This is a genomic window from Mycobacterium sp. IDUB_28, from assembly GCF_055419285.1.
In genome coordinates, this window is record NZ_JBVAXK010000003.1 from 261,566 (window position 1) to 277,182 (window position 15,617).

The 15,617-nt window shown below is 64.9% G+C and carries 13 protein-coding genes, 1 tRNA gene and 1 pseudogene; 8 read left to right on the top strand and 7 right to left on the bottom strand.

The genetic code is table 11. The annotated features are described in order from the left end of the window. Positions 1-40 precede the first annotated feature (40 nt). The 3 genes from ACZYZ9_RS08025 (at position 41) to ACZYZ9_RS08035 (ending at position 3,745) form a co-directional block, all read left to right on the top strand. Positions 41-1,168 (top strand): glycosyltransferase family 4 protein, encoded by a 1,128-nt coding sequence (locus tag ACZYZ9_RS08025; RefSeq protein WP_463825710.1) that lies wholly within the window; start codon positions 41-43, stop codon positions 1,166-1,168. Positions 1,169-1,185: 17 nt separating this feature from the next. Next, the gene (locus ACZYZ9_RS08030) at positions 1,186-1,878 is read left to right on the top strand and encodes a demethylmenaquinone methyltransferase (RefSeq protein ID WP_463825711.1); all 693 of its coding nucleotides are present in this window, start codon (positions 1,186-1,188) and stop codon (positions 1,876-1,878) included. A gap of 88 nt (positions 1,879-1,966) precedes the next feature. After that, complete coding sequence (locus tag ACZYZ9_RS08035; RefSeq protein ID WP_463825712.1) at positions 1,967-3,745, top strand: hydroxysqualene dehydroxylase; 1,779 nt, start codon at positions 1,967-1,969, stop codon at positions 3,743-3,745. Between the two features lie 10 nt (positions 3,746-3,755). On the opposite strand, the gene ACZYZ9_RS08040 is transcribed toward ACZYZ9_RS08035, so the two are convergent. The 3 genes from ACZYZ9_RS08040 to menJ all read right to left on the bottom strand — a co-directional run bounded on the left by ACZYZ9_RS08040 (position 3,756) and on the right by menJ (position 6,170). Further along, positions 3,756-4,091, bottom strand: a complete 336-nt coding sequence (locus ACZYZ9_RS08040) for a DUF732 domain-containing protein (RefSeq protein WP_463825713.1) — start codon at positions 4,089-4,091, stop codon at positions 3,756-3,758. A gap of 33 nt (positions 4,092-4,124) precedes the next feature. Next, positions 4,125-4,814, bottom strand: a complete 690-nt coding sequence (locus tag ACZYZ9_RS08045) for a class I SAM-dependent methyltransferase (RefSeq protein ID WP_463825714.1) — start codon at positions 4,812-4,814, stop codon at positions 4,125-4,127. Between the two features lie 126 nt (positions 4,815-4,940). Next, on the bottom strand, positions 4,941-6,170 hold the full coding sequence (gene menJ / locus ACZYZ9_RS08050; protein ID WP_463825715.1) for a menaquinone reductase: 1,230 nt from the start codon (positions 6,168-6,170) through the stop codon (positions 4,941-4,943). A gap of 21 nt (positions 6,171-6,191) precedes the next feature. Here menJ and grcC1 point away from each other — a divergent pair, with 21 nt between their 5' ends. Further along, positions 6,192-7,199 (top strand): nonaprenyl/(2E,6E)-farnesyl/geranylgeranyl diphosphat synthase, encoded by a 1,008-nt coding sequence (gene grcC1 / locus ACZYZ9_RS08055; RefSeq protein WP_463825716.1) that lies wholly within the window; start codon positions 6,192-6,194, stop codon positions 7,197-7,199. Positions 7,200-7,291: 92 nt separating this feature from the next. Then, positions 7,292-8,155, top strand: coding sequence for a zinc metalloprotease HtpX (gene htpX / locus ACZYZ9_RS08060; RefSeq protein ID WP_463825717.1), 864 nt, complete (start codon positions 7,292-7,294; stop codon positions 8,153-8,155). Positions 8,156-8,158: 3 nt separating this feature from the next. Here the strand turns inward: htpX and ACZYZ9_RS08065 are convergent, their stop codons facing one another. The 4 genes from ACZYZ9_RS08065 to ACZYZ9_RS08080 form a co-directional block, all read right to left on the bottom strand. After that, on the bottom strand, positions 8,159-9,667 hold the full coding sequence (locus ACZYZ9_RS08065) for a SulP family inorganic anion transporter (RefSeq protein WP_463825718.1): 1,509 nt from the start codon (positions 9,665-9,667) through the stop codon (positions 8,159-8,161). A gap of 246 nt (positions 9,668-9,913) precedes the next feature. Further along, positions 9,914-10,939 carry an NAD(P)H-dependent glycerol-3-phosphate dehydrogenase gene (locus ACZYZ9_RS08070; protein WP_463825719.1) on the bottom strand — a complete coding sequence of 342 codons (1,026 nt, stop codon included), beginning with the start codon at positions 10,937-10,939 and terminating at the stop codon, positions 9,914-9,916. Positions 10,940-10,999: 60 nt separating this feature from the next. Further along, positions 11,000-12,508, bottom strand: coding sequence for a flavin-containing monooxygenase (locus tag ACZYZ9_RS08075; protein WP_463825720.1), 1,509 nt, complete (start codon positions 12,506-12,508; stop codon positions 11,000-11,002). 32 nt (positions 12,509-12,540) lie between these two features. After that, positions 12,541-13,032 carry a YajQ family cyclic di-GMP-binding protein gene (locus ACZYZ9_RS08080; protein ID WP_463825721.1) on the bottom strand — a complete coding sequence of 164 codons (492 nt, stop codon included), beginning with the start codon at positions 13,030-13,032 and terminating at the stop codon, positions 12,541-12,543. Positions 13,033-13,102: 70 nt separating this feature from the next. On the opposite strand from ACZYZ9_RS08080, the gene ACZYZ9_RS08085 reads away from it, so the two are divergent. From ACZYZ9_RS08085 to ACZYZ9_RS08095, 3 genes and pseudogenes are all read left to right on the top strand, one after another. Further along, positions 13,103-13,186: transfer RNA gene (locus ACZYZ9_RS08085), tRNA-Tyr, on the top strand. 101 nt (positions 13,187-13,287) lie between these two features. After that, positions 13,288-14,035: pseudogene (locus ACZYZ9_RS08090) on the top strand (crotonase/enoyl-CoA hydratase family protein). A gap of 106 nt (positions 14,036-14,141) precedes the next feature. Beyond that, a complete protein-coding gene (locus ACZYZ9_RS08095) occupies positions 14,142-15,617 on the top strand; it encodes a flavin-containing monooxygenase (RefSeq protein ID WP_463825722.1) in 1,476 nt (491 codons plus the stop codon).

Consider the following 15,617-nt stretch of genomic DNA (forward strand, 5'->3'; position numbering starts at 1 on the left):
GGCAACCTCCGCGACAGCCGTGGCTGCCACCGTTGGTGGCGTGCGCGTTGCAATCGTCGCCGAGTCATTCCTGCCGCAGGTCAACGGTGTCAGCAACTCGGTCCTTCGGGTTCTCGAGCACCTGCGCCGGACGGGTCACGAAGCTCTGGTCATCGCCCCGGACAATCCGCCGGGGTCACCTCGAGCCGCGCGCCTGCATGACGGCATCCGGGTGCACCGCGCGCCGGCACGGATGTTCCCCAAGGTGACGACGCTGCCGCTCGGGGTCCCCACCCCGCAGATCCTGCGGGTGTTGCGCGGATTCGACCCGGACGTGGTGCATCTGGCTTCGCCCGCGCTACTTGGTTACGGTGCGCTGCGGGCGGCGCGTCGGTTGGGCGCGCCGACGGTCGCCGTGTACCAGACCGATGTGCCGGGATTCGCCGAGAGCTATGGCATCCCCATCACCACGCGTGCCGCCTGGGCCTGGTTCCGGCACCTGCACAGTCTGGCCGACCGTACTCTGGCGCCCTCCACGCCCACGATGGAAGCGCTTGCCGCCCAGCGTTTCCCACGGGTCTACCGGTGGGGGCGCGGCGTGGACCTGATCCGGTACGCACCGTCGGCACGTGACGAGGAGTTGCGGCGGCGGTGGTCTCCGGACGGAAAACCGATCGTCGGCTTCGTGGGACGGCTGGCCCCGGAGAAGCACGTCGACCGCCTTGCCGTACTCGCCGCCACCGATGCGGTGCGGCTCGTCGTGGTCGGTGACGGCGTCGACCGCGCGAAACTGCAATCGGCAATGCCCACAGCGGTTTTCACCGGCGCGCTGTACGGCGACGAGCTCGCCGCGGCGTACGCCAGCATGGACGTTTTCGTGCATCCCGGTGAGCACGAGACGTTCTGTCAGGTCGTGCAGGAAGCGCTGGCGTCGGGGTTGCCGGTCATCGCCCCCGACGCCGGCGGCCCCCGCGATCTGGTCACTCCATGCCGGACCGGGCTGTTGCTCCCGGTCGAGGATTTCAAGGCTCGGCTGCCGGACGCGGTCGCTCATCTGGTGGCGCACCGGGCGCGTTACGCACCAGCGGCGCGGCGCAGTGTGCTGGGCCGCAGCTGGCCGGTGATCTGCGACGAGTTGCTCGGGCACTACGAGGCCGTGTTGGGGACGCGACGAGCCCAGGTCGCATAGCGGGTAGCGTTTCACGCGTGAATCGCGCGGACCTCGAAAAGAATCCCCGGGACGTCGCGTCGATGTTCGACGGTGTCGCCCGCCGGTATGACATCACCAATACCGTGCTCTCATTCGGCCAGGACCGGTTCTGGCGGCGCGCCACCCGGGCAGCGCTGCACATCGAGCACGGGCATAAGGTGTTGGATCTGGCCGCAGGCACCGCGGTGTCGACGGTGGAGCTGGCGAAGTCCGGCGCGTGGTGTGTGGCGGCTGATTTCTCCGTCGGGATGCTCGCGGCGGGCAGCGCCCGCAGGGTTCCGAAGGTCGCCGGTGACGCCACCCGGTTGCCGTTCGCCGACGAGGCATTCGACGCGGTCACCATCAGCTTCGGCTTGCGCAACGTGGTCGATTTTCCCGCGGCGCTGCGCGAGATGGCCCGCGTCACCCGCCCCGGCGGCCGGTTAGTGGTGTGCGAATTCTCCACTCCCACAAATGCTTTGTTCGCGACTGCGTATAAGGAGTATCTGATGCAGGCGCTGCCGCGGGTGGCCACGGCGGTGTCGAGCAATCCCGAGGCCTACGTTTATCTCGCCGAGTCGATCAGGGCGTGGCCCGACCAGGCGGCCCTGGCGCACGAGATCTCGCGGGCTGGCTGGTCGGCGGTGCGGTGGCGCAACCTGACCGGCGGCATCGTGGCGTTGCACGCCGCGTACAAGGCATTGCGCTGAAACTTTCGGCAGAAACCACGGTTCACATCTAGGCGAAACGCCGTCGACAATAACGTCCTGGGCTCAGAACACGCATTAACTTGTTGGCGTGACCAGCGCACCGCGTCCCGCATACCGGGTGTCACGTCGCTCGATGCTTGCCGCTACCGCGGCTGCCGCGTTGTCCTGCACGATGCCGATGAGTCGTGCCGCTCCCGGCAATTCGGTCGCGGTGTTCGGGGCCGGTGTGGCAGGCCTGACGGCGGCTCATGAGCTGGTCGACCGCGGGTACACCGTGACCGTGTACGAACGTAAAGCGCTGGGCGGCAAGGCGCGTTCGATTCCGGTGCCGAATTCGGGTGCCACCCCGCTGCCAGCCGAACACGGCTTCCGGTTCTTCCCAGGCTTCTATCGCAATGTCACCGACACGATGCGTCGAATTCCGTTCAGCGGCAACGCGAACGGCGTGTGGAACAACCTTACCCGGGCGACGTCATACCTGCATTCGGGGATGGGTCGCGCCGATCTGACGATCCCGCTGCCGTTTCCGTTGCCTACGATTCCTAATCCGATCACGCCGAAGGCGTTCATCGAATCGGTCACTACGGTCTTCCAGACGCTGTTCCGGTTGCCGTTGTGGGAAGCCGCCTATGCGGCACAGAAACTCGCCGTCTACGTGTCCAGCTGTACCGAGCGGAAGCTCGGTCAATGGGACTACATGACGTGGGAGGATTTCATCGGTGCGAACAAGAGATCGGCGGAATACAACCGCTATCTGGCCGACGGGATCATCCGGAACCTGGCGGCGTCGAAATCCAAAGATGCCAGCGCACATTCGATCGGCTTGGTCGGTGAGGCATCGGTCTGGTCGATTCTGTTGTTCGGCAATGACCGCGACTGCAAGGGCTTCGACCGGGTGCTCAACGGCCCGACCAGCTCCCAGTGGATCGACCCGTGGGTCGACCACCTCACCTCGCTGGGCGTCACTTTCAAAGTGGGGCAGGCGCTGTCCCGGCTCACGCCGAACGGATCGCACATCGCGTCGGCCACCGTGGTTGACGGCAACGGATTTCCGCAACCGGTCGTTGCGGACTGGTACGTTTCGGCGATCCCGTGTGAGAAGCTCGCAGCGGTGCTCACGCCGGACGTGATTGCCGCCGACCCGGTCCTCGGCAACGTCGCACAGCTGCGGACCGAGTGGATGAACGGGTTGATGTTCTATCTCAAGGAGCGCGTGGACGTGACCAAGGGCCACGTCAATTACGTCGACTCGGGGTGGGGACTGACCTCGATCAGCGAAGAGCAATTCTGGAAGCGCAGCCTCACCACCTACGGCGACGGAACCGTCAAAGACTGCCTGTCCGCGATCATTTCGGACTGGAGCACGCCGGGCAATTTCAACCGCAAGAGTGCACGGCAGTGCACGCCGACTGAGATCGCGCAGGAAGCGTGGGCGCAGATCAAGGCGCATCTGAGCGACACCGGACATGTGGTCGACGACTCGATGCTGCATTCCTGGTTTCTGGATCCGTCGATCATGGACTCGGGCACGCCCAATGTCCGCAACGATGAACCGCTGTTCATCCAGGATCCCGGTTCGTGGGCGCGGCGGCCCAGCGCGGTCACCGGTATCGACAACCTGTTCCTCGCGGGGGAGTGGATCAAGACCGATCAGAACGTGACGACGATGGAGGGCGCCAACGAAGGGGGCCGCTACGCCGCCAACGGAGTCCTGGACGCGTCGGGATATGTGGGCCAGAAGGTCAACGTGGTCAACCTTTTTCAGGCACCGTGGTGGAATCCGCTCAAGACTGCCGACCGGATCCGATACCGCAAGGGCCTACCGAACGCCCTCGACATTCTCGACACCCGCCGGCCGAGCGGTTAGCTCAGGGACGTCAGCGGCCTACCCGCTGGAGGAAGCCGGCCTGTTCTGGGCAGTAGTGGTCGATCGCGGCGCCGAGGAACTGGAACGCCTGCCCCTGGGTGGTCTTCAGCGGCAGATTGCGCTGCAGGAAGGTCGCCGACTTGTACGCGTCGCCGTCCACGCCGCGCTCGATCCGTTGACAGCTGATTTTGGCCAGCCACGCGTTGTAGTCCTGCGGGCCGTAAATGCCGTACGTGTGTAACTGGGCGTTGAACGGCGCGTCGTAGTCGTCAGCCCCGGCGGGCGCCGCCGACCCGACAGCGGCGGCCGCCAGAGCGGCGAAAGTAGCCAGCGTAGTTACCTTCATTAGACGGACTATACACCTGGGCGGTGCACGCTATCAGCCCAGATGCGCTGATAGCAGCCAGGCGCCGACGGACATGCGGCCGTCGCCTTCGTCGCGTGCATCGAAGCCGGGCATGCCGGGAACACCGGCCGGAACCTGCGCGTGGATGCGGGCCGGGCGGATGTCGTCGATCACCCAGTGCTTGGCAACCACCTCGCGCAGTTCGTCCTCGGTTACGGCATTCACCGGTCCCTCGCCGGGCAACGCGGCCTTGTCGAAGACCAGCACGAAATACGACGCGCCAGGTGCGGCGGCACGCACGATCGAGCGCTGGTAGCCCTCGCGCAGTTCAACCGGCATCGAGTGGAACAACGTGCTGTCCACGATCGTGTCGAAGCGTCCGGCCGAATCGGCCGGATAGGTGTCGAAATCGCTGATATCGGCCACCGCGAAGCTGGCGTTGGAGATGCGCCGCTGCTCGGCCGCGCGCTGGGCCAGCTCGATTGCCGTAGGTGAGGCGTCCAGGCCGACGGTGCGGTGCCCGCGTTCGGCCAGGGCCAGCGAGATCGCGCCCTCGCCACAACCGGCGTCGAGCACGTCACCTTTGAACTTGCCCCGCTCGATCAGCGCAGCCAGCTCGGGCTGGGGTTCGCCGATGCTCCACGGGGGCCGGACGCCTGCGCCGAATAGTGGGGAGTCGCCGCGGTAGGCCGATTCGAACTGAAAATCCACTGGTGCATTCATGACTCCATATATATCAACCAGACTGATATATGTCAACCAGCCTGATATATCCTTCCCTGGCGCGAGCAGACGCAAAAGCCCCCTATTTCTGCGGAAATAAGGGGCTTTTGCGTCTGCTCGGCACACTCAGGTGAACGGTGGGCGCCGATCGAGCAGCCGCGAGGCACGTCCGCCACCGCGCCACGCACGCGCCACCCAGTCGGCGTCGTCTTCGGTGACCAGATTCGCCATCACCCGGACGGCGATGCGCATCATCGCGGTGGAGCGCATCGCGATCGGCCCGGTTGCGGGCAGGAACCGCTGGAACGTCAGCAGCAGCGCCAGTCTGCGTGCTACCGAGAAGCCGCGGGCGTAGTGGTCGGTCAGCAAAGCCGGCCACTGCTGTGACAGGTCATCGGAGTCCAGCATCTCGGCGGCCAGTCGGCCCGTCTCCAGCCCGTAGTCGATGCCCTCACCGTTGAGCGGGTTGACGCAGGCCGCGGCGTCGCCGATCAGCATCCAGTTCGGCCCGGCCACCCCGGACACCGCGCCGCCCATCGGCAGCAGGGCCGAGGCCACCGCTCGCGGCGGCCCCTCGAAGCCCCATTCCGCACGCCGCAGGTCGGTGTAGTACGAGATCAGTGGCCGTAGCGCCAAGTCGGCCGGTCGCTTGGTGGTCGACAGCGCACCCACGCCGATGTTCACCTCGCCGTTGCCCAGCGGGAAGATCCAGCCGTAGCCGGGGAGTACCGCGCCGTCGGGCGAGCGCAATTCCAGATGCGACGTCAGCCATGGGTCGTCGGCACGCTCGGTGGCCAGGTACGCGCGGGCCGCAACGCCGTACACCGTTTCCTGATGCCAGCGCCGGCCCAGTTTGCGACCCAGCGGGGACCGTGCCCCGTCGGCGACGATCAGCCGGTCGCACCGCACCTCGGTGCGGTCGGCCAACGTCAACGAGGTCACCCGCCGAGACGAATCATGATGCACAGCAACAGCTTTAGAGCCAAGCATCATGCGCGCGCCGGACTCCTCGGCGACCTTGCGGATCCGGTCGTCGAGTTCCAGGCGCGCCACCGCACTGCTGTAGGACGGGAACGACGGGCCGGGCCACTCGACTTCCAGCTCGCCACCGAAACCGCTCATCCGCAGGCCGCGGTGCTGGATGCGCCCGGCCAGCCAGTCGCCGAGCCCCAACCGTTGCATCTCGTCGATGGCGCGCGGGGTCAGCCCGTCGCCGCAGGCCTTGTCACGCGGAAAGCTGGCCGAATCGATGACGAGCACATCGCGACCCGCACGAGCGGCCCAGGCGGCCGCCGCCGACCCGGCCGGCCCGGCGCCCACCACCACGACGTCGGCCTGGGAGACTCTCGTGTTCACGCTCACCAGTATGTTGGTCGAATGAGAACTCCGGCGACCGTGGTGGTGGGCGTTGACCTAGGCGATGCCGAATTTGCCGCGACGGTTCGAGACGGTGTCGCCCGGGTCGAGGAGCTGATGGACGCCGAACTGCGCGGCTCCGACGAGGTGATGACCGAGTCGCTGCTGCACCTGTTCAAAGCCGGTGGCAAACGATTCCGCCCGCTGTTCACCGTGCTGGCCGCGCACACCGGGCCGAACCCGGTCAACACCGAAGTCACGCTGGCCGGCGCGATCGTCGAGCTCATTCACCTCGCGACGCTCTATCACGACGATGTGATGGACGAGGCCGAGGTGCGCCGCGGCGCGCCCAGTGCCAACGCGCGGTGGGGCAACAACGTGGCCATCCTGGCCGGTGACTATCTGCTGGCGACATCGTCGCGGCTGGTGTCCCGATTGGGCCCGGAGGCGGTGCGCATCGTCGCAGAGACGTTCGCCGAGCTGGTCACCGGACAGATGCGCGAGACGCGCGGCGCGCCCGACGGGGCGGACCGCATCGCGCAGTACCTGAAGGTGGTCCACGAAAAGACGGGCAGCCTGATCGGTGCCGCAGGCCGGTTCGGTGGGATGTTCTCCGGCGCCGACGACGACCAGGTCGAGCGGTTGAGCCGGTTGGGCGCCATCGTGGGCACCGCGTTCCAGATCGCCGACGACATCATCGACATCGACAGCGACTCCGAGGAGTCGGGCAAGGTACCCGGAACCGACCTGCGCGAGGGCGTACGGACGCTGCCGATGTTGTACGCCCTGCAGGAGACCGGCCCCGACGGCGCCCGGTTGCGAGAGCTGCTGGCCGGTCCGATTCACGACGATGCACAGGTCCGCGAGGCGCTGATGTTGCTGCGGGCGTCGTCGGGCATGGCCAAGGCCAAGGAAACCCTCGCGCAGTACGCGGCGCAGGCGCATCACGAGCTGGGCCTGTTACCGGAGGGCCCGGGGCGGGGGGCGTTGCAGGCGCTGGTCGACTACACCGTCAGCCGGCATGGCTAGGCATTTCCCCGGCGTATGGAACCTTGACTGTGCCTCCGGGCGTTGATCGGCTGTAATCGAATAAAGCCGACGTGTTCGTAGGGGGCACACCAATGACCTGGCATCCGCATGCCAACAGGTTGAAGACGTTCGTGCTTTTGGTCGGTATGTCCGCGATGATCGTCTTCGCCGGCGCTTTGTTCGGCCGAACGGCGCTGATTTTTGCGACGCTGTTCGCTGTCGGCATCAACGTCTACACCTATTTCAACAGCGACAAGCTGGCGTTGCGTGCCATGCATGCCCAACCGGTTTCCGAATTGCAGGAACCGATGATGTACCGCATTGTGCGCGAGTTGGCTACCGCTGCCCGCCAACCGATGCCGCGCTTGTTCATCAGCGACACCAGCGCGCCCAATGCGTTCGCCACCGGGCGCAATCCGCGCAATGCCGCGGTGTGCTGCACCACCGGCATCCTGCGGATCCTCAACGAGCGCGAGTTGCGTGCTGTGTTGGGCCACGAGCTCTCGCACGTCTACAACCGCGACATCTTGATCTCCTGTGTGGCCGGGGCGCTGGCGTCGGTGATCACCGCGCTGGCCAACATGGCCATGTGGTTCGGAGCGTTCGGCGGCAATCGCGAGGGCGGCACCAATCCGTTTGCGCTGCTGCTGGTTTCGCTGCTGGGCCCGATCGCGGCGACGGTCGTGCGGCTGGCGGTCTCCCGTTCGCGCGAGTACCAGGCGGACGAGTCGGGCGCCTTGCTGACCGGTGATCCGCTGGCTCTGGCGTCGGCGCTGCGCAAGATCTCCGGCGGCGTGCAACTGGCCCCGCTGCCCCCGGAACCACAACTCGCCAACCAGGCACACTTGATGATCGCCAACCCGTTCCGCGCGGGTGAGCGCATCGGGTCGCTGTTCTCGACGCACCCGCCGATCGAGGACCGGATCCGCCGGCTGGAGCAGATGGCGCGGGGGTGAGCGTCAGGCCGCTGCGTCGCGCACCAGCGTGAGTGTCCGTGGCGTATTGCCGTGTTCCAGCAGGCCCTCGATCAGGACCGTGCCCCCGGTGGCGTGATGCTGGCGTTGCCAATCGGTAATTGCTTGGTGCGCAGCATGATCGAGGTAACTGACAGCGATATGCAGAGTGACAGTTGCGCGTTCGGGGACCGATGTCAGCACCCTGGTCAACCGGGGCAGGCTGAGGAACGTGCACGCACCCTCGACGATCACCCGCCATTCGTCGCCGTCGCTGACTGCTTCCACCTTGGCCCGAACCACCCGCCAGCCGGTCATCGCGATCGCCAGAACCAGCCCGATCAACACCCCGTGTAACAGGTTGAGGAAGACCACCGCGACGATCGTCACCAGATAGATAGCGAAATCGCCTGTTTTGAAGGCTGTTTCGATGTGTGCGGGCTGCAGCAGTTGGATGCCGATCACAATCAGCAGACCGGCCAGCGCAGCACTGGGGATCTGTTCGATCAGGCCGGCGAACGGAAGGGCGAACAGCAGAATCCAGAATCCGTGCAGGATCGTCGCGGCGCTGGTTTTGGCGCCCGCTTTGATGTTCGCCGCACTGCGCACGATCACCCCGGCGATGGGCAGGCCGCCGACGGCGCCCGAGACGATGTTGGAAGCGCCCTGTCCGATCAGTTCACGGTCCAGGTTGGTCCGCGGACCGCTGTGCATCCGGTCGGTCGCCACCGCGGTCAGCAGACTCTGCACGCTCGTGATCAGTGTGACGGTGATGACGCCGAGCGCGACGGCACCCCAATTGCCGTGAGGCATCGCAGGCAGTTGCAGCGCATCCAGGATCGAACCTTCCAGCGTGATCCGGGAGACATTGAACGGAAATGCCACCGAGACGGCGGTTACCACGACGATGGCGACCAATGGACCGGGAACCGCGGCCAGCTTGGCCGGTGCCCAGCGCCAGGCAACCATGATGGCGATCACCATCAGGCCCAAGAAGAGTCCGGGTCGGTGCGCGCCGACGATCTGGGCGGGCAACTCCACGACGTTCACCCAGGCCGAACTGTGTGACTCACCACCCAGCAGCACGTGCGTCTGTTGCAGCGCGATGGTAATACCGATACCGGCCAGCATTGCATGCACTACCACGGGCGAAATGGCGAGCGCCGCACGCGCAACCCGGCTCAGTCCCAGCAGAACCTGCAGGAGGCCGGCAACTGCTGTGATGAAGCAAGTGATGCCCCAACCGAATTCGGCGATCAGGTCGGCGACGATCACGGTCAGGCCGGCGGCCGGGCCACTGACCTGCAGGGGTGATCCCCCCAGGGCGCCACCGATTACTCCACCCACGATCGCGGCGATCAGGCCGGCCAATACCGGTGCATCCGAAGCGATCGCGATCCCCAACGACAACGGCAAGGCGACCAGGAAGACGACCAGCGACGCAGGCAGGTCGTGCTGAAAGACCGCACGCAGCTTGGACTGGCCAGAACTCTCGCATTGCTCAACGTCATGCATCGAAAGCTCCCTTGTCGGCATGATGGGGCGCATTGGTGCTTCCGCACCCCGGGTCACGCTTCATAACGTGGCCGTAACATCTTGGCGCACAAACGAATACGAACTTCCCGAAACCGCGATGTCGGGCCGGACCGTCTGTCGACCTCCGATTGACGGTATGGGCGGTGCTAGGTACGGGCAACCTGACGCGCCAGGTGCATACCGAACCCAAATGTTAGGTAGCGCGTATGAAAATAGGGAGCGAGCCTAGAAACCCGACCCGTGCACCTCGTGCCCGGGCTCTTCGGCGGCCAGGCCGGCGTAGGCCTGCTCGACGGTAGAGCCGTGGTTGATGACGGCATCGACCTCGCGGGCGATCGGCATGTTCAGCCCGAACTCCGTGGCGAACTTCATGATCACGCCAGCGGCCTTGACACCCTCGGCGACCTGGTTCATGGACTCGATGATCTCTTCGATCTTCTTGCCCGCGCCCAACTGCTCGCCGACGTGTCGATTGCGGCTGCGCTGGCTGGTACAGGTGACGATCAGGTCGCCGAGGCCCGCCAGGCCGGGGAAGGTTTCGGCCTTCCCGCCCATCGCGACGCCGAGCTTGGTCATTTCGCGCAGTGCCCGCGCGATCACCAGCGCCCTGGTGTTCTCGCCGATGCCTAGGGAGTAACCCATGCCGACCGCGATCGCGAAGACGTTTTTGAGGGCGCCGGCCATCTCGACCCCGACCACGTCGTCGGTGGTGTAGACGCGGAAGCGCTGGGTCCGGAACAGGCCGGACAGTCGGGTCGCCAGGTGCTGGTCGGGCATGGCCAGGACCGCCGCCGCGGCATAGCCCTCAGCCACCTCCCGGGCGATGTTCGGTCCGGCCAGGATGCCTGCCGGGTGTCCCGGCAACAGTTCCTCGACGATCTGCGACATCCGCATGTTGGTGTCCTGCTCGAGCCCTTTGACCAGCGACACCACCGGAACCCAGGGGCGCAGTTCCTTCCTGAGCTCGGTCAGCACCCCGCGGAATCCGTGGGACGGCACGCCCATGACGAGAACGTCGGCGCAGTGTGCGGCCTCGGAGAAGTCAGTGGTGGCGGTCAGGTTCTCGCTCAGCACCACTTCGTTGCCGAGATAGCGGGTGTTGCGGTGATTGTCGTTGATGTCCTTGGCGGTGTCTTCCGATCGCACCCACTGCAACGTGGGACTCCGGCGTGCACAGATGGACGCGACGGTGGTGCCCCACGAGCCTCCGCCGAGGACTACGACTTGCGGTTCGCGCTTGTCAGCTGCCATGGGCTTCACCCTATTGCGGTCACCTGTCATTTGACAGCGGTTCTCCGATGGAGCGTCGCCTCAACCCGCCAGTGCGGCCCGGTCGGTCGCGCGGCCGAACGTCATCGCCTCGTCGATACGGTCGAACCGGTAGTCGATCGCGTCGGCGAAGTAGTTCTGTCGCACGTTCCACGGTCTCTTGGTTCCTGATTTGGGCAGTGCATGCAGTGCCCGTCGCACGTAACCGGCCTGAATGTCCCAGGACGGTTTCTCGGGCATCGGCTGATCGCCCAGGTGTGGGCTGGCGTGCGTATATCCGTGCGCAGACATGTATTCCAGCAGTTTGGCTGTCGCGCGGGCCGTCATGTCGGCGCGCAGGGTCCAGGACGCATTCGTATAGCCCACGCACCAGAACAGATTGGGCACGTCCTCGAGCATGTGGGCTTTGTAGACGAAGCGGTCGGTGGGGTTGATCGCCTCGCCGTCGATGCTCAGGGTTGCGCCGCCGAGTGCCTGCAGTTGCAAACCGGTGGCGGTGACGATGATGTCGGCGTCGAGGTGCGTCCCGGACTTCAGCACGATGCCGGTCGCGTCGAAGTGGTCGATCAGGTCGGTGACCACTTCGGCACGGCCTGCGCTGATGGCGTTGAAGAGGTCACCGTCGGGGATCAGGCACATCCGCTGGTCCCAGGGGTTGTAGCGCGGCTTGAAATGAATGTCGACCGCGTAACCCTCGGGCAGGTTCTGCACCGCCTTGCGGCGCAGGGACCATTTGATCAAGGCCGGCGTCTTGCGCGACAGGAACCAGATCACGCCCTCCATGAGAGCGTTGTAGAAACGAACGAGGAGGTGAGAAACCCTGCGCGGCAACAATATCCGGCTGACCCACGCCAGCCTGCTGTACTTGGACGCCGAGACGATATAGGTCGGGGAGCGCTGCAGCATGGTGACTTTGGCCGCGCGTTCGGCCATCGAAGGAATCAGCGTCACGGCCGTGGCGCCGCTCCCGATGACCACCACGTTCTTGCCGCTGTATTCGAGGTCCTCCGGCCAGTGCTGGGGATGCACGACGGTGCCGCTGAAGTTCTCGATGCCGGGGAATTCGGGGGTGTAGCCCTGGTCGTAGTTGTAGTAGCCACTGGCGAAGAACAGGAATCGGCATCGGCAGTGCCTGGTGGATCCGTTCTGCTCGAAGGTGACTGTCCAGGTGTCGGTTGCCGAATCCCAATCTGCGTGGCGCACATAGCTGTTGAACTGGATGTGCTCGTCGATGCCGTACTTGCGGGCCGTGTCTACCAGGTACTCGCGGATGTGCGGCCCGTCGGCGACACCTTCTTCGCGTGTCCACGGCTCGAAGGGGAAGCTCAGCGTGAAGATGCTGCTATCGGAACGCACGCCCGGATATCTGAACAGATCCCAGGTGCCGCCGATGCGTTCGCGCCGCTCCAAGATGGTGTAACTGAGCGACGGGTTGCGCTGCCCGATCCGGTATGCCGCGCCGAGTCCGGAGATTCCGGCGCCGACGATCAAAACGTCGACGTCGTAGGGCTTGGCTGATTCGCGCTCGGCATCTGGTTGAGTCACGGTCATCGTGAACCTCGCTTGGGTCTTGGTCGGGCCGGCTACCGGTAGTTCACGAACTGCAGGGCCACGTCGAGGTCGGCCTGCTTGAGCAAGGCCTGAACGGCCTGCAGGTCGTCGCGCTTCTTGCTGGTGACCCGAACCTCGTCACCCTGGATCTGCGTCTTGACCGACTTGGGTCCCTCGTCGCGGATGAGCTTGGTGATTTTCTTGGCATGCTCGCTGTCGATGCCCTGCTTGAGGGTGCCGCTGACCTTGTAGGTCTTGCCCGAGGCCTGCGGATCGCCCGCCTCGAATGCCTTCATCGAGATGTCGCGGCGGATCAACTTCTCCTTGAAGACGTCGACGGCCGCTTTGACCCGCTCCTCGGTGGACGAGATCAGCTCGATACTCTCCTCACCCTTCCAAGCGATCGTGGTGTCGGTGCCACGGAAGTCGAACCGCGTGGACAGTTCTTTGGCGGCCTGGTTGAGCGCGTTGTCGACCTCCTGGCGGTCAACCTTGCTGACGATGTCGAACGACGAGTCCGCCATGCGATCGGCCCTTTCTCATCGGTGCTAGCCGTTTGTGAAATGTCTACCCGCTCGTTGTACCCTGCTAGGCGGCAGGTTGCCCGAGCGGCCAATGGGAGCGGACTGTAAATCCGTCGCGAAAGCTACACTGGTTCGAATCCAGTACCTGCCACCACCACTGCAGCAGTGCGTATTCGGCTTGCGGAGTAGATTTCACGCGTGAGCGAAGATCGAGTTCGGGTGCAGGTCGGCGCCGACGGCATAGCGACTGCGACCATGGTTCGCGCCGACAAGCACAATGCGCTGGACCGGGCCATGTTCGAGAGTTTGGTGGACGCCGCCGCGCAACTGGCAGCGGATAAGTCGGTGCGGGCGGTCGTGCTGCACGGCGAAGGGAAGAGCTTCTGCTCGGGCCTCGATGTGGCCAGCTTCATGTCCGGGCAGGGCGGCGTCGGCGTGCTGATGGAACGCGACGGCGACCGGGTGGCCAACCTGGCGCAGCGGGTGTCCTATGACTGGTCGCTGGTGCCCGCGCCGGTCATTGCCGCGATCCACGGCAATTGCTTCGGCGGCGGATTGCAGATCGCCCTGGGTGCCGACATCCGGATCGCCGCGCCATCAGCGAAGCTGTCCGTCATGGAGGTCAAGTGGGGCCTGGTGCCCGACATGGGCATAACGCAGACGCTGCCGCGACTGGTACCCATCGACGTCGCCAAAGAGTTGACGTTCACCGGTCGCATCGTCAGCGGCAGCGAGGCAGTGGCCCTCGGGCTGGTCACCCGCAGCACCGACGATCCCTTGGCCGCGGCGCTGGCGCTTGCAGCCGAGATCGCGCAGAGGTCTCCGGATGCGGTGCGCGCCGCCAAGCGTCTCTACGACCGCACCTGGGTCAGTGACGACACCGCTGCCGCCCTGTCGCTCGAATCCGAGCTACAAGACGGATTGATCGGCAAGCCCAATCAACTCGCCGCCGTCAAGGCCGGCATGACCTGGCTAGCCGCCGGTCTTCGCCGACCCTGCGTGAGCGGCGTCGGCGGTTCCGATCGCCGGCACCCCGGGTACCTGGAACGTCGTCCTCTCTGTCCGACAGTCTGTTGACTTGCTCAACACAGTGTTGATAATTTCGGGACATGACTGAAACAGTCGATGTCGTCATCGTCGGAGCCGGCATTTCCGGCATCAGTGCAGCATGGCATCTGCAGAAACGGTGCCCAACAAAGCGGTACCTGATCCTGGAGCGGCGCGACAAGCTCGGTGGCACCTGGGACCTGTTCAAGTATCCCGGGATCCGCTCCGACTCCGACATGTACACGCTGGGCTTCCGGTTCAAGCCGTGGGCGTCCGAGCAGGCGATTGTCGACGGGCCGTCGATCTGGAACTACCTGAACGAGACGGCCACCGAGAACGGCATCGACCAGCACATGCGGTTCGGCACCAAGGTGGTGGCCGCCAACTGGTCCGACGACGACGGGCTGTGGGAGTTGACCGTCGAGCAGGACGGGAAGCGCAGCCAGATCAACTGCGGCTTCCTGTGGGCGTGCTCGGGCTACTACAACTACGACGAGGGTTTCTCGCCGGAATTCCCGGGGGCCGACGACTTCGCAGGCACCATCGTGCACCCACAACACTGGCCCGAGGACCTCGACTACCAGGGCAAGAAGATTGTGGTGATCGGTAGCGGTGCGACCGCGATCACGCTGATTCCTGCTCTGATTGATTCCGGTGCCGGTCACGTCACCATGCTGCAGCGGACACCGACCTACATCGGTGCGTTGCCCGACAAAGACAGTTTCGCTGCCCGCGCATACAAGTACGCTCCCGAGAAACAGGCCTACACCGCGGTGCGCTGGAAAGCGATCCTGCAGAGCACACTGCAATATCAACTGGCCCGGAAATTCCCGAACACTTTCCGAAAAGCACTGCGCACCATGGCTACCCGTCGGCTGCCCGAGGGCTACGACTTCGACAGGCACTTCAGCCCCGACTACAAGCCGTGGGATCAACGCGTCTGCCTGGCGCCCAATGGTGACATCTTCAAGAAGATCCGCAAGGGTAAGGCCGACGTCGTCACCGACACGATCGAAACCTTCACCAAGACCGGTATCAAGCTCTCGTCGGGGGAGGAGCTCGAAGCCGATATCATCGTCACCGCAACGGGTTTGAACGTGCAGTTCTTCGGTGGCGCCGAGGTGCGGCGCAACGGTGCACCGGTTGACCTCGCCGATTCGATGGCCTACAAGGGCATGATGTTGTCGCGGATGCCCAACCTGGCGTTCACCTTCGGCTACACCAACGCGTCCTGGACCCTGAAAGCCGATCTGACATCGGAATTCGTGTGCCGGCTGCTCAATTACATGGACGCCAAGGGTTTCGACATCGTCGTGCCCGCAGATCCCGGTCCGGACGTGGAACCACGGCCGTTCGTCGATCTCAAGTCGGGTTACGTCACGCGGGCGCTGGACACGTTACCGAAATCGGGATCGAAGCTGCCCTGGCGGTTGAAGCAGAACTACTTCGTCGACCTCCGGTTGATCCGTAACGGAAAGGTCGACGACGAGAGCCTGGTGTTCAGCAAACACCGTGCGACAGCTGAGTTGTCCGCCTGA